Source organism: Aeromonas dhakensis, assembly GCF_002285935.1.
Taxonomy (GTDB): Bacteria; Pseudomonadota; Gammaproteobacteria; order Enterobacterales; family Aeromonadaceae; genus Aeromonas; species Aeromonas dhakensis.
The window spans coordinates 4,449,707-4,466,168 of the sequence record NZ_CP023141.1 but is presented as its reverse complement, the minus strand read 5'-3'; the positions used below and the strand labels follow the sequence as shown (position 1 = coordinate 4,466,168).

The following is a 16,462-nucleotide window of genomic DNA, read 5'->3' as shown; positions in this document are numbered from 1 at the left end:
ATGTGGCAGTGGGCCCATCTGCTGGGGTTCAACCTCTACTGGTTGCTGGCAGTGAAGTGGCAGCAGCCGGGCCCGCTGCTGGCAATGCTGCTGCTTCATTTTCTCTGCTCTCCGCGCCGCTGGCACGACTGGCGGCTCATCCCGGTTGCCCTTGCCGGCAGCCTGCTCGATGCCCTGCTCTGGCAGCTCGGGCTGTTTGATTTCAACGCCGGTTTTCCGCTCTGGCTGGTGCTGCTCTGGTGCGGCTTTGCCCTGACTCTCTGCCACGGTCTGCGCTGGCTGCGGCCCTTGCCGCGCTGGCAGCAGGGGCTGTTCGGCATGGTCGGTGGCAGCTCCTCCTATGTGGCGGGCGCCGCCATGGGGGCAGTACACTTACCCTGGGGCATCGGGGTCAGTGCGGCACTGCTGGCGGTGATCTGGATGTGGTGGTTACCCGTACTCCTGTGGGTAACGGTCAAGCTGGAGGGTGAAGCGAGATGAACACCTTTTCGACCGACACCTTGTTGTTTTCCAAATGGACCAAAGAGAGCCGGCACGAGCTGACCGAGCGTTTCTATCTGGTGGTGGCCTGTCAGCGCGATGCGCAGGGGCAGCTGCAGCAGGTGGTGATGCAGGACATCAACACGCTGCTGGAACAGGAGATGGACTGGCATGAACTCGAAGATCCTGCCCATTGGCACATGGGGTGGAATTAGCCTGCTGCTGGCAGGCTTGAGCCTACCGCTGACCCCTTTCGCCCAGACCGGGCAAGCCCCGATCACCCCCTGGCAGCAGCTGCACCCGGTCGGGCGCGGCGAGATGAGTTGGCTCTGGTTCAAGCTCTATGACGCCACCCTCTACAGCGAGAACGGCCGCTATCTGCCGGGTCACTATCCTCAGGCGCTCAGCCTCACCTACGCCAGAGCCATCGAACGGCAAGATCTCTTGAGCGCCACCGCCGCTGAGTGGCAGCGACTGGGGCTTGGCAGCCAGCAGCAGCGCCAGGAGTGGCTTGGCAGGCTCGCCGCGCTCTGGCCCGATGTCCAGGCGGGTGACCGGCTCACCTTCTATGTCGACAAGGGTGGTGCGGGCCATTTCTGGTGGCGGGACAAGCCGCTCGGCACCCTCGCCGATCCGCAGTTTTCGGCGGCCTTCCTCGCCATCTGGCTGGCAGAAGGGAGCCGTGATCCGGCGCTTACCCGTAGCCTGCGAGGAGAGTTCTGATGCAAAAGGGATTCATGAAATACATCTGCATCTGGCGCTACCTGCTGTTATTGCCTCTTCTGCTGCTGGCCGGCTGTGGCAGCAGTCTGGAGGAGTATCGCGATCGGGGCCCCGAGTGGGATCTCGCTCGCTTCTTCGATGGCAAGCTGACGGCGCATGGTCTGGTGACCGATCGCAGCGGCGAGGTGACCAGCCGTTTTCGGGTGGAGATGCGCGGGCACTGGCAGGGGGGCAAGGGGGAGCTGTTCGAGCAGTTCTATTTTGACGACGGGCGCCAGCAGACCCGCACCTGGTTTTTGAGCAAGGGGGCGGATGGTCACTGGCGCGGCACGGCGGCCGACGTGGTGGGGGAGGCGGTAGGCAAGACGGCCGGCTTTGCCCTCAACTGGCGCTATCAGCTCGATCTGGCGCTGCCTGACGGCAGCGTGGTGCGGGTGAGTTTTGATGACTGGATGTATCTGCTGGATGAAAATCGCCTGATCAACCGGGCCGCCATCAGCAAGTTCGGCATCCAGCTGGGGGAGGTGATCCTCTACATCGAGCGGCAGCCTGAATGAGTGTGCCCCGCTAGGTCGGCAACGCGGACGATAGTCGCTCGCTATCAATCAGTTAGATCTTAACTATTACCTTTTGAGTCTGATGAGTTCTAAGATGACCAGGTCGTCAAATCTGGAGGTGAAACATGAAGAGTCCGATTGGTCTTGATACCGTTCAATCACAAGCGTTGGCCGCCGAGCTGAACAAGTTGCTGGCCAGCTACCAGATCCTTTACATGAACGTTCGCGGCTTCCACTGGAACATCCGCGGCAACCAGTTTTTCGAGCTGCACCTGAAGTTCGAAGAGATTTACAACGACCTGCTGCTGAAGGTCGATGCGCTGGCCGAGCGCATCCTGACCCTGGATGGCGTGCCGCTACACAGCTTCAGCGACTACCTGAACGTTTCCGCCATTGCCGAGCAGAAGGGGCTGCACGACGGTCGTGCCTGCGTCGAATCCCTGCTGGAGAGTTTCCGCGAACTGCTGGTGGCCCAGCGCCGTATCCTGGGGCAGGCCGCCGATGCCGGTGATGAAGGGACTGCGTCCATTCTCTCCGACTATGTGCAGCAGCAGGAGAAACTGGTCTGGATGCTGCGAGCTTACCTGGCCTGATAGCCAACCAAGCCGGATGCATACGAAGTATGCCGGCTTGATTAAGTCAAGGGCTGGTGCTACCTGACCAGACGCCAGCCCAACCCGTTCCCTTACCGTGTTCTGTTGCAAACCTGAGTTGTCTCTCCTTTTATCCACCCGCTTGCCGCCCTGTTTGGGCGGCTTTTTTTGTTTTTGATCTGCATCAATGAAAATTGAATTGGCAAATTGAATGCCTATTAAGTTTTCCACGAGGGGAATAGAATCGCCACAAAACAAACAACTGAAATGTCCAATTAGGAGAGGCATGATGTTTTGTGTGCAATGTGAACAGACAATTCGTACCCCGGCAGGCAACGGCTGCGCCTATGCACAAGGTATGTGTGGCAAGACGGCAGAAACCTCGGATCTGCAGGATGTGCTGATCTATACCCTGCAAGGGCTCAGTGCCTGGGCGCTGGCCGCCCGCGAGCACGGCATCGTCGACAGCGAGATCGACGCCTTCGTGCCCAAGGCCTTCTTCGCCACCCTCACCAACGTCAACTTCGATTCCGCCCGCATCGTGGCCTATGTCAATCAGGCGTTGAGCTATCGCCAGCAGCTGGCTGCCAAGCTGGCACCGCTGGCGGTGCAGGCCGACACACTTCCTGCTGCCGCCCGTTTCGAGCCGGGTAGCGAGCTGCTGGAACAGCTGGCCCAGGCACCGCAGACCGCGGTCAACCGCGGCAAGAACGAGGTCAACGAAGACATCATGGGGCTGCGCCTGCTCTGCCTCTATGGCCTGAAGGGGGCCGCCGCCTACATGGAGCACGCCCGGGTGCTGGATCAGCAGGATGCCGGGGTAGCCGCCGAATTCCACCGCATCATGAGCTGGCTGGGTACGGATCCGAGCGATCTGGATCCGCTGTTCAAGTGCGCCATGGACATTGGCCTGCTCAACTTCAAGATCATGGAGATGCTGGATCTCGGTGAAACCACCGCTTTCGGCCACCCTGAGCCGACTCAGGTACGCGTTACTCCGGTACCAGGCAAGTGCATTCTGGTCTCCGGTCACGACATGGTGGATCTCAAGCTCATCCTGGAGCAGACCAAGGGCACCGACATCAAGGTCTACACCCATGGCGAGATGCTGCCGGCGCTGGCCTACCCCTTCTTCAAGCAGTACCCGCACCTGGTGGGCAACTACGGCTCTGCCTGGCAGAACCAGCAGAAGGAGTTTGCCAACTTCCCGGGCGCCGTGGTGATGACTTCCAACTGCATCATCGACCCGAACGTGGGCAACTACTCGGATCGCATCTTCACCCGCTCCATCGTCGGCTGGCCGGGTGTGACGCACCTGGAAGGGGAAGATTTCTCCGCCGTGATCGCCAAGGCGCAAGCGCTGGAAGGCTTCAAGCACGTTGAGCTGGAGCACTTCATCACCATCGGCTTTGCCCGCAATGCCCTGATGCAGGCTGCCCCGGCGGTGATCGACAAGGTCAAGGCCGGCGAAATCAGCCACTTCTTCCTGGTCGGTGGCTGTGACGGTGACCGTGCCGAGCGCGCCTACTACACCGAGTTTGCCAAGGCGATCCCGCAGGACAGCCTGCTGCTGACCCTGGGTTGCGGCAAGTACAAGTTCAACAAGCTCGACTTCGGCGACATCGGCGGCATTCCGCGTCTGCTGGACGTGGGTCAGTGCAACGATGCCTACTCCGCCATCCAGCTGGCGTTGGCGCTCTCCGAAGCGTTTGAGTGCGGTGTCAACGATCTGCCGCTGACCCTGGTGCTCTCCTGGTTCGAGCAAAAGGCCATCGTCATTCTGCTCACCCTGCTGGCGCTCGGCGTGAAGGACATCCGTACCGGCCCGACCGCCCCGGCCTTCCTCACCCCGGCCCTGCTCAAGGTGCTGGAGGAGCAGTTCGGCCTGAAAGGAACCACTACCGCAGAAGCCGATCTCGCCGAGATCCTGGCGGCCTGAACAAAGAGACAGCCTTACACGCTCAGCATGTTGTAAGCCTTTGGCGAGCCTGATGGCTCGCCTTTTTTTAGCGACCCCTTTCCAACATTTTCAACAAGAGGAGCCTTGCGATGACCTCCACCTCCCTCACCCTCAGGTGCATCGGCCGCCGGGCGGATACCCACGACGTGGCGAGCTGGCAGTTCGTGCCGCAGACGGGCAGCCTGCCCGCCGTGCTGGCCGGCCAGTGCGTGACCCTACACACCGAGATTGACGGCCAGCCCCACTGCCGTGCCTATACCCTCTCCTCCAGCCCGCAGGACCCTTTCTGGCAGGTCACCATCAAGGATGTCGGGCTGGTCTCCCACCATCTGCACCAGACCCTGCAGGTGGGGGACGAGATCCGGGTGGATGGCCCGTTCGGCGACTTCAACCTGACTGCCTTGCCCTGCGAGCGGCCGCTGCTGCTGAGCGCCGGCTCCGGCATCACCCCCATGTGGGCCATGCTGCGCGACGAGCTGGCCAAGCGGCCGGATGCGGATATCCGCTTTATCCACAGCGCCAGATCCCCCGAGGACGTGATCTTCGCAAATGACCTAGCCGCGCTGGCCGAGGCCCATGCCGGCGTCCGTCATGCCCTGATATTGGAAGAGGCGCCGGCCGGGCACCCCTGGGTTGGCAGGCTCACGCCGGAGATGCTCAAGGAATTGGCACCGGATCTTTTGAGCCGTCATGTCTATCTCTGCGGCCCGGCCCCTTACATGGCAGCGGTCAGCGCCATGCTGGCAGCGCTCGGGCTGCCGACTGAGCAGCTCCACCAGGAGTCCTTCGGTCTGCCCGCTGGTACATCGAGCGCGGCGCCAGTGGAAACCGGCAGCGACCACTTCTGGCTGACCCTGAAAAAGAGCGGCAAGAAGGTGAAGATACTGCCGGGCCAGACCCTGCTGGCGGCGCTGGAGGGGGCGGGGGAGACCATGATGGCGGCCTGCCGTGCCGGGGTGTGCGGGGCTTGTCGCTGTACCACGGAAGGCGAGATCGAACGCCAGAGCGTGATGGCTCTCAGCCCGCAGGATCTGGAGAGTGGGGTGGCATTGGCCTGCTCCTGCACCGCCAGTGGGGATGTCAGCATTGACTATTGATGGCTTCATTGGTATCTCATGCTTTTCCTGCTGAGATTGGGCGGGTAAACTCCCCCCAGTTTCAACAGAACGCGGGATAAAAAATGACAATTCTGGTCACAGGGGGCGCCGGCTATATCGGCTCCCACACCCTGGTTGAGTTATTGAACGCTGGGCAACAGGTCGTGGTGCTGGACAACCTCTCCAACTCCTCCCCCGAGTCGCTCAAGCGGGTCGAGCGGATCACCGGCAAGCCGGTCATCTTCGTCGAAGGGGATGTGCTGGATCGGACTTGCCTGCAGCAGCTGTTTGCCGATCACCAGATCGAGTCGGTGATCCATTTCGCCGGGCTCAAGGCGGTTGGCGAGTCTGGCCAGATCCCGCTCACCTACTATCAGAACAACATCGCCGGCACCCTGGTGCTGTGCGAAGAGATGGCCAGGGCCGGGGTGTTCCGGCTGGTATTCAGCTCCTCGGCCACCGTTTACGGCGATCCGGCCTCGGTACCGCTGCGGGAAGATTTCCCCACCAGCGCCACCAACCCTTATGGCCGCTCCAAGCTGATGGTCGAAGAGATACTGCGCGATCTCGCCAAATCCGATCCCCGCTGGGCCATCGTGCTGCTGCGCTACTTCAACCCGGTCGGTGCCCACGAGAGCGGCCTGATTGGCGAAGATCCCAACGGCATTCCCAACAACCTGCTGCCCTATATCAGTCAGGTCGGCGTGGGCAAGCTCAAGGAGCTGGGGGTGTTTGGCAACGACTACCCGACGCCGGATGGTACCGGGGTGCGCGATTACATCCACGTGGTGGATCTCGCCATCGGTCACCTGAAAGCGCTGGCGCGCATCGCATCGGATACCGGGGTCTTCACCTACAACCTGGGGACCGGTCAGGGCTATTCGGTGCTGGAGATGATCAAGGCATTTGAAGCGGCCAGCGGCCGTACCATTCCCTACCAGATCAAGCCCCGTCGCCCCGGCGACATCGCCGAGTGCTGGGCCGAGCCGCACAAGGCTCGTGCCGAGCTGGGCTGGCAGGCCGAGCGCGGTCTGGAGCGGATGATGATCGATACCTGGCGCTGGCAAAGCCAGAACCCGAACGGTTATGGCCCTGCTGCGAAGCCGTGATCAAGGGTCATGCGCTGCTTTTCGCCTTGCTGACAGCCTCTCGCGACGGCTCATCAGGCCTGATGGTTTGCAGCATGAATAGCAAAACGCCCCGGCATGCCGGGGCGTTTTTTATGTGCCGGAACGGGATTACTGAATGCTCTTGCCGGCGCGCACATCCTTGATGAAGCCTTTCAGGCTGGCGAGATCACGCGGTGCGCCGCGCAGGATCTGATCGCCGATGATGAAGGCCGGGGTGCCCGAGATGCTCATGGCTTCGGCCAGCGCCCGGTTGGTGCCGAGATTCTGATCGATGCTGCCATCCTTGATCTTGGCTTCAACCTTGCTCCAATTGACGCCGGCTGCTTCTGCCAGCTGCTTCACCTGTGCCTCGTCGGCCAGCGGGCCCTGATGGGCGTACAGCTTCTCGTGGAAGGCCTGGTACTTGTCGGGCTGACCCAGCTGTACCGCCAGGGCGGCGCGGGCGGCGAAGTAGGAGGTCTCGCTCAGGATCGGGAACTGCTTGTAGATGTAGCGAATGTCCTTGTCTTCCGCCAGCAGCTGCTTGATCAGCGGGTGGGCGCGTTTGCAGTAGCCGCAGTTGTAGTCGAAGAATTCGACCACGGTCAGGCTGCCCTTGGGGTTGCCGGTTTCCGGGTCCTGGTTGCTATAGAGCTGCTTGGCATGTGCCTTGATCAAGGTCTTGTCGCTCTCGGCCTGCTGGCTCTCCTGCTTGGCGCGCAGGGCGTTTGACATCTCGACCAGGATCTCCGGGTTCTTGACCAGATAGTCGCGCACTATCTGTTCCACGTCGCTCTTGGTCAGTTCGCTCGCCTGAACCGGCGCCGCAAGCAGGGTGGCACCCGTCAGGGCGCAAAGCAGGGCATGTTTGATTTTCATAAGTCCATCTTGCTGGGGATTTCGTGATGCTGACTATAGTGGGTGAGTCTGTTTTCAAGTCAAGTTATCTGGTTGAAAAAGCGCTGGTTATGCTCAAATTGGCGGCTTTGTGCGTCATTTAGCCCAATAAATCGGCAAACGAGCTGCGAGGGGATTTACAAGGGCGATCGCCATGGGTAATATTCGCCGCACTGTCGCGGAGGGGTGGCAGAGCGGCTGAATGCACCGGTCTTGAAAACCGGCGATGGGCGACCATCCGTGGGTTCAAATCCCACCTCCTCCGCCATTTATTGAGCTAAAAAGGCCACCCGAAAGGATGGCCTTTTTGCTATTCAAATCCCCGCTGTCATTCTGCCTCTGACTGGGCAAGCCATCTTTATCCACGTTTTTCAGGCAGTTGGCCAAGGCTGACGCTTGCGATTTTCCTGCCTGTTTGCTCGCGTTCATTGCGAGACTATCACCGGGCAACCAGCGTCTTGATCGTCTCCGTTGGCCCTGATATTCGCACAGTTCGGTGGGGATCCCGTCTCGCTGGCTCATCCGCCACAACTTGGACTCCTTCTGCAGCTTGATGCAGGAAGCGTAGAGGACTGTTGGTCCGCCGGTGAGAGGTCAGCCATGACGAATGTTGCAATGATTAACATCCGTAGGAGTCATGACTGGTCGCTGGTGGAACAATCTTGTTCTTCTGTAGCATTTCATTACAAAAATTACGGTTCGATAGCATAAAGTGTGGGGCAGTTCTGATTTTCCTGTGTGCCGGGGTGTGTCATCTATCGACGCTTGTTAACATTCAGCATGTTTCCATGTTTGGCCACCTTATCTTGTGCATGATCCTCATACCCCGGAAATGAATACCCTGCACGCGCTGGAGCTCATCGGTCAGTTCGAGACGGCCGCTGACGAGCGCGCCATCGTGACCCTGCTGCGCGAACTGAGCGGCCGCATGGGATTCGACTATTTTCGCCTTGCCCTGATCTTTCCCAGCACCATCCAGCGTCCGGACGTCATCATCTTCAACGGTTGCCCACAGGCTTGGGTGGATACCTACACCGGCAGCGGCTTCTTTGCCATCGACCCCATCGTCAAGTGCGCCATGACCAGAAGCACGCCCATTCTATGGGCCGATGTGGTGAACGATGAGGCGCGTTGTGATGAGCAGGGCCGGGAGGTGATGCAGCTGGCCAGCGAGTACGGCATTCGCGACGGTATCACCCTGCCCTGGCACGGTGCCAACGGCCATGTCGGCCTGCTCTCCTTTATTACCAGTACGCCTCGTACCAGCCAGCAATGGCTCTCTGCGGTGCCCTTTATCAGCTGGCTCTCCATGCATATCTTTGAGGCGGTGGCCCGGGTCTGTCTGGCGGGGCAGTCACCGCACGATGCGTTGAGTTTGCGGGAGCTGGAGGTGTGTCGCTGGGCGGCGGAGGGCAAGCAGGTGAGCGATATTGCCCAGATCCTCGGGATCACGCCCCGTACCGTGACGTTTCATCTGAACAATGTGGTCAACAAGCTGGGGGCGAGCAGCAAGAGCCAGGCCATCTCATGGGCATTGAAACAGGGGATGGTCAGGTTGAACGTGGAGATGGCGCTGGTGGCCAATGTGGATGAGGAGCAGTGATTCTGTTTGTGGCAAGCAACTTGTTGCGTAGATGGCAAGATGTTCCACTGCATGTGCAAGAATTTATGGTGCAATAACCTGATGGTTGCAACTTTTTGCGCCACGCATCAGACCAGCTTGCTTGATTGTTAGTTAATGCTTTGAAAAATATGAATAAAAAAGAGTGGCATGGTCGCTGCTAACTGGTTCGGTCGAGTGTCATTACCGTTCAACCAATCAGGAGCAAACTCATGCCAACTCCATGTTATATCAGCATCGAAGGTAAAACCCAGGGCAATATCACCGCCGGTGCCTTCACTTCCGATTCCGTCGGCAACATCTTCGTGCAGGGCCACGAAGACGAGATGCTGGTACAAGAGTTCCAACACGTCGTGACCGTACCGACCGATCCGCAATCCGGTCAGCCTGCTGGTCAGCGTGTCCACAAGCCGTTCAAGTTCACCGTGGCCCTGAACAAAGCCGTACCGCTGATGTATAACTCCCTGGCTTCCGGCGAGATGCTGCCGAAAGTGACCCTGAAGTGGTACCGCACCTCCGTCGAGGGCAAGCAGGAGCACTTCTTCTCTACCGTGCTGACCGATGCCACCATCGTCGACATCGACTGCCAGATGCCGCACTGCCAGGATCCAGCAAAGTCTGACTTCACCCAGCTGATCCAGGTCTCTCTGGCCTATCGCAAGATTGACTGGGAGCACACCGTTGCCGGTACTTCCGGTGCGGATGACTGGCGCGCACCGATCGAGGCCTAATTCTCGATCTCTTATTGCCGTTATTCCTTGTAGTGCACCCCATGGCCTGGTGATGGCAGTGTCAGCTGTCGTCAGGCCAGTGCAAGCTTTCTCCGGCCCGTTCAGCTGGATGCGGTCGGAGCTTTTGTGTTTTGCCATATGGCTGCGAGCCGACCTTATTGCAAAGCACAACAGAGGCCAGTCGTCATGTGTTCCACCATTGCATCGTCCGGTGACATGCTCACCGATCAGGATGGGATTCCCCCATCGACAGTTGCCAGAATCGATGGCAAGCCGCTGGCCCCGTACGATAAATCGGACAATGCCCTCCATCCGCGCAGCATCTCTGGTCGCCTGCGTACTTTACGGTGTGGCGGCCAACCCATCGCAGTGACCGGCACCGCCGTCGGCTGCGGCAGCGTGGTGATTGGCTCGGGCAGCGGACAGGCAGGTTAAGGAGCGCTTCATGGCAGACAGCACAGGATTACAATTTACCGTCAAGGTGGGGGCCCTGCCCGAGAGCACCTTCGTGGTGGCCGAGTTTGCGCTGGATGAAGCGCTCAACCGGCCGTTCAACCTGCGCCTTGAGCTGGCAAGCAGCCAGCCCGACATCGACTTTGGCACCGTGCTGGACCAGCCGTGCGAGCTGCTGGTGTGGTACAACGGCGAGCTGCAGCGGCGGGTGTGCGGGGTGGTCAGTGACTTTGCGCAAGGGGACAGCGGCTTTCGCCGTACCTGCTATCAGCTCATGGTGCAGCCGGCGCTGTGGCGGCTGTCACTTCGCCAGAACTCCCGCATTTTTCAGGCGCAGAAGCCCGATGAAATCCTCTCTATCCTGTTGCAAGAGCACGGCATCACCGACTATGCCTTTGCCCTGAAAAACGAGCACGCCAAGCGGGAATACTGCGTTCAGTATCGGGAGAGCGATCTCGATTTCGTGAACCGCCTCGCTGCCGAAGAGGGGATGTTCTACTTCCACGAGTTTGAAGCGGGCAAGCACCGCATCGTGTTTGCCGACGATGCGGCGGCTCTGACCGCCGGCCCAGGGCTGTTCTTCAACCTCGGCAACCGCTCGCTCGAGCAAGGGCCTTATGTCCGTCAGTTCCACTACCGGGAGGCGGTGCGCCCCTCGGATGTGGAGCTCAAAGACTACAGCTTCAAGACCCCGGCCTACGGTCTCTCCCACAAGAAGCAGGGCGCAGAGCTCGAACACCAGCGCGACACCTACCAGCACTTCGACTATCCGGGTCGCTACAAGCAGGATGGCAGCGGCAAGGCCTTTGCCCAGCACCGGCTCGATGCCCTGCGCAACGATGCGGTGGCGGGCAGTGGCAAATCCAACTGCGCCGCCTTGCTGCCGGGCCAGACGTTTTCACTCACCGAACATCCCAACGGCAGTCTCAACACTGACTGGCAAATCGTGCGCATCCAGCACACCGGCTTGCAGCCGCAGGCGCTGGAAGAGGAGGGGGGCAGCGGCCCCACCGTCTATCACAACGAATTTGGGGTGGTGAAAGCCAGCACCACCTGGCGGGCACGCATCGGCAGCCCCGAGGCACCCCACAAGCCGATGGTGGATGGCCCGCAAATCGCCATGGTGGTGGGTCCGGAAGGGGAGGAGATTTACTGCGACGAGCACGGCCGGGTGAAGCTGCAATTCCCGTGGGATAGATATGGCAGCTCCAACGACCAGAGCTCCTGCTGGGTGCGGGTCTCGCAAGGCTGGGCCGGCGGCCAGTACGGCATGATGGCGATACCCCGTATCGGCCACGAGGTTATCGTGAGTTTCCTGGAAGGGGACCCGGATCAGCCCATCGTGACTGGTCGCACCTATCACGCCACCAACCGCCCGCCGTATGAGCTGCCTGCCAACAAGACCCGCACCGTGCTGCGCACCGAGACCCATCAGGGGGAGGGCTTCAACGAGCTGCGCTTTGAAGACCAGGCGGGGCAGGAAGAGATGTATATCCACGGTCAGAAAGATCTGAACGTGCTGATAGAGAACGATGCGGCCTGGCACATCAAACACGACGAGCACCGCGATATCGACAACGAGCGGGTGACCCGCATCAAGGCCAACGACCACCTGACGGTGGAGGGCGAGAAGCGCGACCAAGTGAAGGCTGACTACTCGCTGACGGTGGATGCCAGCCTGCACCAGAAGCTGGGACAGTCTCTGCTGGTGGAGGCGGGGAGCGAGGTGCATCACAAGGCGGGCATGAAGATAGTGATGGAGGCGGGTGCCGAGCTGACCCTCAAGGTGGGGGGGAGTTTTGTCAAAATCGACCCGAGCGGTGTCACCCTCTCTGGTGGCTCCATCAAGATGAACTCGGGCGGCAGCCCGGGGTCTGGTTCCGGCTGGGGTGGCAAGGCTCCCGTTCTACCAGGTAATGTCGAGGTGCCAACACCACCACCAGCAACGTTACCATCCCCGGCCATCCACAAGAGCATGGAGTCCATGGCGCCGCTGGCCAAGCCTTGTCCAGCAGCCCCGCCACCTGTGCCCCCTCCGCCTGCCGGGGGGCCACCGGCTCCACCGCCCGCTCCACCCCAGCTTGCCGGAGGCCCAATGGTGCCACCGCCGCCGCCACCTGTTGCGGTCAAAGGGGAAGGCAAAAAGCCGGCAAAGAAGTGGGCGACGGTAGAGATATCCAAAGCGGATGAAGCACTCAGATACTATTCGGCGCAGGGGTATACATTGCTCAATAACTATTTGCGTGATCGCCCCTACAAGCAGCGAGAGGCCATCGATACCCTGCTTAGTCGCAGCTATTTGAATGATGAGCCGACATCTACGGGTGAATTTGATAAGGCAATGAAGGCCTATGTTGCCGATGTGGAGGCTGGTCTGGCCAAATTGCCGGCCTCACCTGAGTTGTCTTTCGTCTACCGGGGGCTGGCGCTGGACAAGCCGGAGCTTGCAGTCCTGAAAGAGCAGTTCACCGGGGTGGGCAATATCGTTGTTGAGCCAGGATTCATGAGTACCTCACCGGACAAGGCCTGGGTCAACGATACCTTGTTGAAGATCCGCTTGCCTGCCGGTCATGGTGGCCGTCTGCTGGGAGACGCTGCGCACTTCAAGGGCGAAGCTGAGATGCTGTTTCCGACGCAGACCAGGCTAAGGGTCGATCGAGTAGTTTCCTCCACGAGCGGTGATTTCGATACCTTGCTCAATACGATCCCAACCTCTGACAATGCATCGGATAACCGCAGCAGGATCAAGCGACTGATTGAGGTTTCCGTATTATGACGTTATTTGATTGGCTCGCTGGCGAGCAAGCGGGTGAGAGGTATGCCGTCATCGATGGAGCCCAGGCAGAGTCAGCCGTGGCGGATTTCTATACCTATGATGGAGAGAATGCCAATCCACTTTTTGCCGGTACCGCTTTCGATGAGCACTCTGCGTTGGGGCCTTGGTTGCTGCCTGCCCCTTCCACTGAGTTCATGATGGCCAATCCCGCTCTGAGCGGCTTCTACCTGATCAGCGACCAATCAGTGGAGCTGATCCGCCGCCATTGGCAGAGTCTGATAGAAGCGATACGCGAGGGAGAAGCAGTCTGGTTTCGTTTCTCTGACCCACGCATTTTCCTGCCCATGCTCAGCGCCATGACCCCTGATGAACGCGATAGTGTGCTGGGGCCCTGTTCCGGGCTCTGGATCCATGGCAAAGCCTTCTCTCGCACGCCTCATGCCCGGTTCCAACCCGCATTGCAAACTCCCTGGTTTCATATCCGGCCTCATCATCTGGCTGGGCTCTACGACGAGAACCGTCATGCCTACATCTTGCGGCGGCGGTTATGGCAGACCATGACGGCTATGATGGAGCGCCATCCTGACCCGGCCGGGACCATTTTACCCACACTCAAACTGGCCAATCAGGATGGGCTGCAAGAGGATGTGCTCGATGGTGTGGTGGCTGGCGCCTTGGCCTTGCAGGCCAATCTGGCTCTTGAAGAGATACAGGGGCCTTTGATGCTGACCGACGATGAACTGGTTCAGGTAGCCAACTGGCTGAACAAACATCACGAATTGACAGGAGTATCCTGATGGCGGCAGATCCCCACTGTATCCCTTGCGAACGTTATGATAACTGGGTAGAGGTAGACATTCGCGATGAGCACAACCGTTCGTTCAAGGGGCTCAAGGCCACTTTGACTGACGAAACCGGCAAGTCAGAGACAGTCACCCTGAAGGATGGACCCACCCTGGTGCGAGGGTTTGCAGTTGGCCCGGTGACAGTAAAAATCGAGACGCCAGCCTGGCTCAAGGTGGCGCAGTCCCGTGAGGCCCTCAAGGAGGGTGAGACTACACAGGTACCCGCCTATACAGACAAGTTATTCGGGCACTGCGACGTCAAACGAGAGCATATCAAGGTGACCACCGGTGACCTCTGCCTCACTGGGCCAGAGCAGCCACTGCCGAAAGGGCACAAAGCTGGGCAGGCTCAACCGCCGCGCTTTATCACCAAGCACTCCTACGTGATTGAGGTGAAGGGGTATCGGCTGAATATCCTGCGTATCGGTGTGTTCTTTGATGGCACGGCCAACAACACCTTCAAGCACAGGGAAGGGAAAAGTGCATTGGAGACAGCCTTGGCGCAATGCAGCCCGGAAGAGCAACAAGTATTGCTGGAACAGTGTTTTGAAGGGGCGTTACCTGATGGCTTGAATAACAGCGAGAAAAACGACGTCACCAATGTTGGCAAAGCTCATGACTTGTATCTTCCCCCAAGCAAACGCTCTCCTATCGTGAAGGTTTATGTTGAGGGGATAGGCACGACCCAAGGTGAGGATGATACCAGCTTGGGTCTTGGTGCGGATAAAGGTAATACCTCCAGCGCCTCACGTGTCGAACAGGCTTGTCGTACTCAGATTGTTGCGGAGATAAAAGAACAACTTGAAAGCATATTGCCCACTATTGAGTGCATTCATAAGGTCGAGTTCGATGTGTTTGGCTTTAGCCGGGGCGCCTCTGCCGCTCGCCAGTTTGTAAACCGTATCGATAAGAAAGGGGACCACCCACTGGTGGAGGCCATGGCTGCTGACCCCGATATTCCCTTGAAGGCGGGCTTTGACTGGGCCAGTCGCGATGATGTGCGTATTCAGTTTGTCGGGTTGTTTGATACCGTGGTCAGTTCCTATCTGTGGGGTAAACGTAATGTGACGCTGGCCCCTGACTGTGCCGAGCGGGTGGTGCATATCGTGGCGGCTGATGAGTGGCGTTATCACTTTGACTTGACCCGTATCACTGACGATGCAGCAGGCACCGCGATTGCGGACGGTTTTACCGAGGTCATTATTCCTGGCGCTCACTCCGATATTGGTGGAGGCTATTACAGCCGCTGGAGCCTGCGTGATCCTAATGCGGTATCCCCGTTAATTACAGAAAAGTGTGTGATCGCAACTTTCAATTCCGATGCGATGCCATACGTCAATCCAACCGATGCCCAATCATATCGAGATGCCCTTGCCTATGCCAAAATGCGGGCTGGACAAGGCTGGGGCAAAGGCGTTGTGTCCCTAGCTAGCCATCGTGATACAACTCAACTTGGCTATTTGAATGTGCGTCCTAGGCCACTGGGGCCGATCACGGGCAGTCAATCAGGGGGCCATAGGAACATCTGCGTCGATGTGGTGCTGCACCGGGTGGTGGAGGGGGAATATTCACGTATACCGCTGCACATGATGGTAGAAGCGGCGCGGGATGCAGGTGTGCCTTTTAAGACGTGGATATCACAAGGTGACAATGCCTACCGTTTGGATAGCGCACTTTCGTATCCCACAGTGAACTTGGCCAAACTCGATGAGCTATGGGTTGATGTGGCCAAACGGCGCGGAGAGGTGATCAACTTGGCTCGTAGTTTACCTGGCGAGCTGTACCAAAAGTTGCGGCTAAGTTATTTGCACTACAGCGCTGACACTGGACTGGTAAACACACCCAACAGGGTTGGTGACAAAGAAATCCGTAAGCTGACTGGCAATGATAAGGGAGGTTATTAATGCGCTGGATACACTTATTGCTGCTGTTGCCATTAGTCGCAGCCTGTCAAGCAGCTCCCACAGGCCCCAAACAACTGGACTGGCGCCATATGGTAGGATCCAATGCTGATGAAATATGGGTGACGGAGGTGCTTTTTTATCGTCAGGGACAATTGGTAGATGCCTCAACCAACGGATCGTCGAGTCGCGTTGATGCAGAATCACTTCGTGCAAGGGACTATCGCTGGTTGATAACTGCCGGTCGCCGAGATATTCACCCCGCCCCCGATCGGGTAGAAGTGGAGTGGATTTCATTCCACGATAAAAAGCGCTATCGCATTAGCCTGGCCTTGCCAGCAGAGCTGGAACGCATGATTGCGCAACCTTATCGCATCAAAGTGAGGGATGAGTCGCGTGAAGTACGCCGAGATAACATTGGCTTAGGTATGGCCACCGGTGGTTATGTGGAGGCGTTTTTAACCAACGCCAAAGTGAAGCCTGATATCTTGCTGGCCAGGGGGATTGCTAACGAAATTCAAACCTCGCAAGACAAGGAAAATCCTGTCACCAAAGTATACAAAGAGTGGTTTGACGATTTTGATAAAGCATACGGTGATGCCTATCAACAGTATCCTACCCCCAGTGGTATGGACTGGGCACCTATCATGGATGCCTATCGTACCGCTCAACCCAAGACGGATACCGACCCAGTAAGGTAATACCATGGAGGTTGAAAG

The 16,462-nt window shown here is 58.7% G+C and carries 16 protein-coding genes, 1 tRNA gene and 1 pseudogene; 17 read left to right on the top strand and 1 reads right to left on the bottom strand.

Annotated elements, in window-relative coordinates; genetic code table 11:
• The 8 genes from CK627_RS20625 (at nucleotide 1) to galE (ending at nucleotide 6,519) form a co-directional block, all read left to right on the top strand.
• On the top strand, nucleotides 1-480 hold the full coding sequence (locus tag CK627_RS20625; protein ID WP_095593245.1) for a DUF2878 domain-containing protein: 480 nt from the start codon (nucleotides 1-3) through the stop codon (nucleotides 478-480).
• Nucleotides 477-695 (top strand): TIGR02450 family Trp-rich protein, encoded by a 219-nt coding sequence (locus tag CK627_RS20620; RefSeq protein ID WP_011705034.1) that lies wholly within the window; start codon nucleotides 477-479, stop codon nucleotides 693-695. Before CK627_RS20625 ends, CK627_RS20620 begins: the two co-directional genes overlap by 4 nt.
• Nucleotides 696-711: 16 nt before the next feature.
• Nucleotides 712-1,203, top strand: a complete 492-nt coding sequence (locus CK627_RS20615) for a chalcone isomerase family protein (RefSeq protein WP_082038414.1) — start codon at nucleotides 712-714, stop codon at nucleotides 1,201-1,203.
• A complete protein-coding gene (locus CK627_RS20610; RefSeq protein WP_095593244.1) occupies nucleotides 1,203-1,760 on the top strand; it encodes a DUF3833 domain-containing protein in 558 nt (185 codons plus the stop codon). The genes CK627_RS20615 and CK627_RS20610 overlap by 1 nt, the downstream gene beginning before the upstream one ends.
• A gap of 125 nt (nucleotides 1,761-1,885) precedes the next feature.
• Complete coding sequence (locus CK627_RS20605; RefSeq protein WP_017779811.1) at nucleotides 1,886-2,353, top strand: Dps family protein; 468 nt, start codon at nucleotides 1,886-1,888, stop codon at nucleotides 2,351-2,353.
• Between the two features lie 289 nt (nucleotides 2,354-2,642).
• Nucleotides 2,643-4,292: a hydroxylamine reductase gene (hcp, locus tag CK627_RS20600; protein WP_095593243.1), complete on the top strand. Its 1,650-nt coding sequence runs from the start codon at nucleotides 2,643-2,645 to the stop codon at nucleotides 4,290-4,292.
• A 110-nt stretch (nucleotides 4,293-4,402) separates the two neighbouring features.
• A complete protein-coding gene (locus tag CK627_RS20595) occupies nucleotides 4,403-5,410 on the top strand; it encodes an FAD-binding oxidoreductase (RefSeq protein ID WP_095593242.1) in 1,008 nt (335 codons plus the stop codon).
• Nucleotides 5,411-5,493: 83 nt separating this feature from the next.
• Nucleotides 5,494-6,519, top strand: coding sequence for a UDP-glucose 4-epimerase GalE (gene galE / locus CK627_RS20590; protein ID WP_095593241.1), 1,026 nt, complete (start codon nucleotides 5,494-5,496; stop codon nucleotides 6,517-6,519).
• A 129-nt stretch (nucleotides 6,520-6,648) separates the two neighbouring features.
• Here the strand turns inward: galE and CK627_RS20585 are convergent, their stop codons facing one another.
• Nucleotides 6,649-7,398: a DsbA family protein gene (locus CK627_RS20585; RefSeq protein ID WP_005303647.1), complete on the bottom strand. Its 750-nt coding sequence runs from the start codon at nucleotides 7,396-7,398 to the stop codon at nucleotides 6,649-6,651.
• 198 nt (nucleotides 7,399-7,596) lie between these two features.
• Between CK627_RS20585 and CK627_RS20575 the strand changes: the two genes are divergently transcribed.
• From CK627_RS20575 to CK627_RS20535, 9 genes and pseudogenes are all read left to right on the top strand, one after another.
• Nucleotides 7,597-7,684: transfer RNA gene (locus CK627_RS20575), tRNA-Ser, on the top strand.
• A 564-nt stretch (nucleotides 7,685-8,248) separates the two neighbouring features.
• Nucleotides 8,249-9,019, top strand: coding sequence for a LuxR family transcriptional regulator (locus CK627_RS20565; RefSeq protein WP_043158778.1), 771 nt, complete (start codon nucleotides 8,249-8,251; stop codon nucleotides 9,017-9,019).
• 230 nt (nucleotides 9,020-9,249) lie between these two features.
• Nucleotides 9,250-9,768: a type VI secretion system effector Hcp1 gene (gene hcp1 / locus CK627_RS20560; RefSeq protein WP_010634822.1), complete on the top strand. Its 519-nt coding sequence runs from the start codon at nucleotides 9,250-9,252 to the stop codon at nucleotides 9,766-9,768.
• Nucleotides 9,769-9,954: 186 nt separating this feature from the next.
• A complete protein-coding gene (locus tag CK627_RS20555) occupies nucleotides 9,955-10,203 on the top strand; it encodes a PAAR domain-containing protein (protein ID WP_095593239.1) in 249 nt (82 codons plus the stop codon).
• A gap of 10 nt (nucleotides 10,204-10,213) precedes the next feature.
• Nucleotides 10,214-12,124, top strand: a pseudogene (locus CK627_RS20550) (type VI secretion system Vgr family protein); the annotation flags it as partial.
• Nucleotides 12,125-12,196: 72 nt separating this feature from the next.
• Nucleotides 12,197-12,997: an ADP-ribosyltransferase gene (locus CK627_RS23115; RefSeq protein WP_367643839.1), complete on the top strand. Its 801-nt coding sequence runs from the start codon at nucleotides 12,197-12,199 to the stop codon at nucleotides 12,995-12,997.
• Nucleotides 12,994-13,794: a DUF4123 domain-containing protein gene (locus tag CK627_RS20545; protein ID WP_095593237.1), complete on the top strand. Its 801-nt coding sequence runs from the start codon at nucleotides 12,994-12,996 to the stop codon at nucleotides 13,792-13,794. The genes CK627_RS23115 and CK627_RS20545 overlap by 4 nt, the downstream gene beginning before the upstream one ends.
• Entirely contained in the window at nucleotides 13,794-15,746 is a 1,953-nt protein-coding gene (locus tag CK627_RS20540) for a T6SS phospholipase effector Tle1-like catalytic domain-containing protein (RefSeq protein ID WP_095593236.1), read from the top strand. The genes CK627_RS20545 and CK627_RS20540 overlap by 1 nt, the downstream gene beginning before the upstream one ends.
• On the top strand, nucleotides 15,746-16,444 hold the full coding sequence (locus CK627_RS20535; protein ID WP_095593235.1) for a DUF2931 family protein: 699 nt from the start codon (nucleotides 15,746-15,748) through the stop codon (nucleotides 16,442-16,444). Before CK627_RS20540 ends, CK627_RS20535 begins: the two co-directional genes overlap by 1 nt.
• Nucleotides 16,445-16,462: the final 18 nt, after the last annotated feature.

Excerpts from the sequence above, each read along its gene's own strand:
- hcp1 (WP_010634822.1), top strand. The coding sequence starts at position 9,250 with ATGCCAACTCCATGTTATATCAGCATCGAAGGTAAAACCCAGGGCAAT.
- CK627_RS20605 (WP_017779811.1), top strand. The coding sequence starts at position 1,886 with ATGAAGAGTCCGATTGGTCTTGATACCGTTCAATCACAAGCGTTGGCC.
- hcp (WP_095593243.1), top strand. The coding sequence starts at position 2,643 with ATGTTTTGTGTGCAATGTGAACAGACAATTCGTACCCCGGCAGGCAAC.
- CK627_RS20545 (WP_095593237.1), top strand. The coding sequence starts at position 12,994 with ATGACGTTATTTGATTGGCTCGCTGGCGAGCAAGCGGGTGAGAGGTAT.
- CK627_RS20585 (WP_005303647.1), bottom strand. The coding sequence starts at position 7,398 with ATGAAAATCAAACATGCCCTGCTTTGCGCCCTGACGGGTGCCACCCTG.
- CK627_RS20565 (WP_043158778.1), top strand. The coding sequence starts at position 8,249 with ATGAATACCCTGCACGCGCTGGAGCTCATCGGTCAGTTCGAGACGGCC.
- CK627_RS20595 (WP_095593242.1), top strand. The coding sequence starts at position 4,403 with ATGACCTCCACCTCCCTCACCCTCAGGTGCATCGGCCGCCGGGCGGAT.
- CK627_RS20540 (WP_095593236.1), top strand. The coding sequence starts at position 13,794 with ATGGCGGCAGATCCCCACTGTATCCCTTGCGAACGTTATGATAACTGG.
- CK627_RS20535 (WP_095593235.1), top strand. The coding sequence starts at position 15,746 with ATGCGCTGGATACACTTATTGCTGCTGTTGCCATTAGTCGCAGCCTGT.
- galE (WP_095593241.1), top strand. The coding sequence starts at position 5,494 with ATGACAATTCTGGTCACAGGGGGCGCCGGCTATATCGGCTCCCACACC.
- CK627_RS20610 (WP_095593244.1), top strand. The coding sequence starts at position 1,203 with ATGCAAAAGGGATTCATGAAATACATCTGCATCTGGCGCTACCTGCTG.
- CK627_RS20625 (WP_095593245.1), top strand. The coding sequence starts at position 1 with ATGTGGCAGTGGGCCCATCTGCTGGGGTTCAACCTCTACTGGTTGCTG.
- CK627_RS20620 (WP_011705034.1), top strand. The coding sequence starts at position 477 with ATGAACACCTTTTCGACCGACACCTTGTTGTTTTCCAAATGGACCAAA.
- CK627_RS20555 (WP_095593239.1), top strand. The coding sequence starts at position 9,955 with ATGTGTTCCACCATTGCATCGTCCGGTGACATGCTCACCGATCAGGAT.
- CK627_RS23115 (WP_367643839.1), top strand. The coding sequence starts at position 12,197 with ATGGAGTCCATGGCGCCGCTGGCCAAGCCTTGTCCAGCAGCCCCGCCA.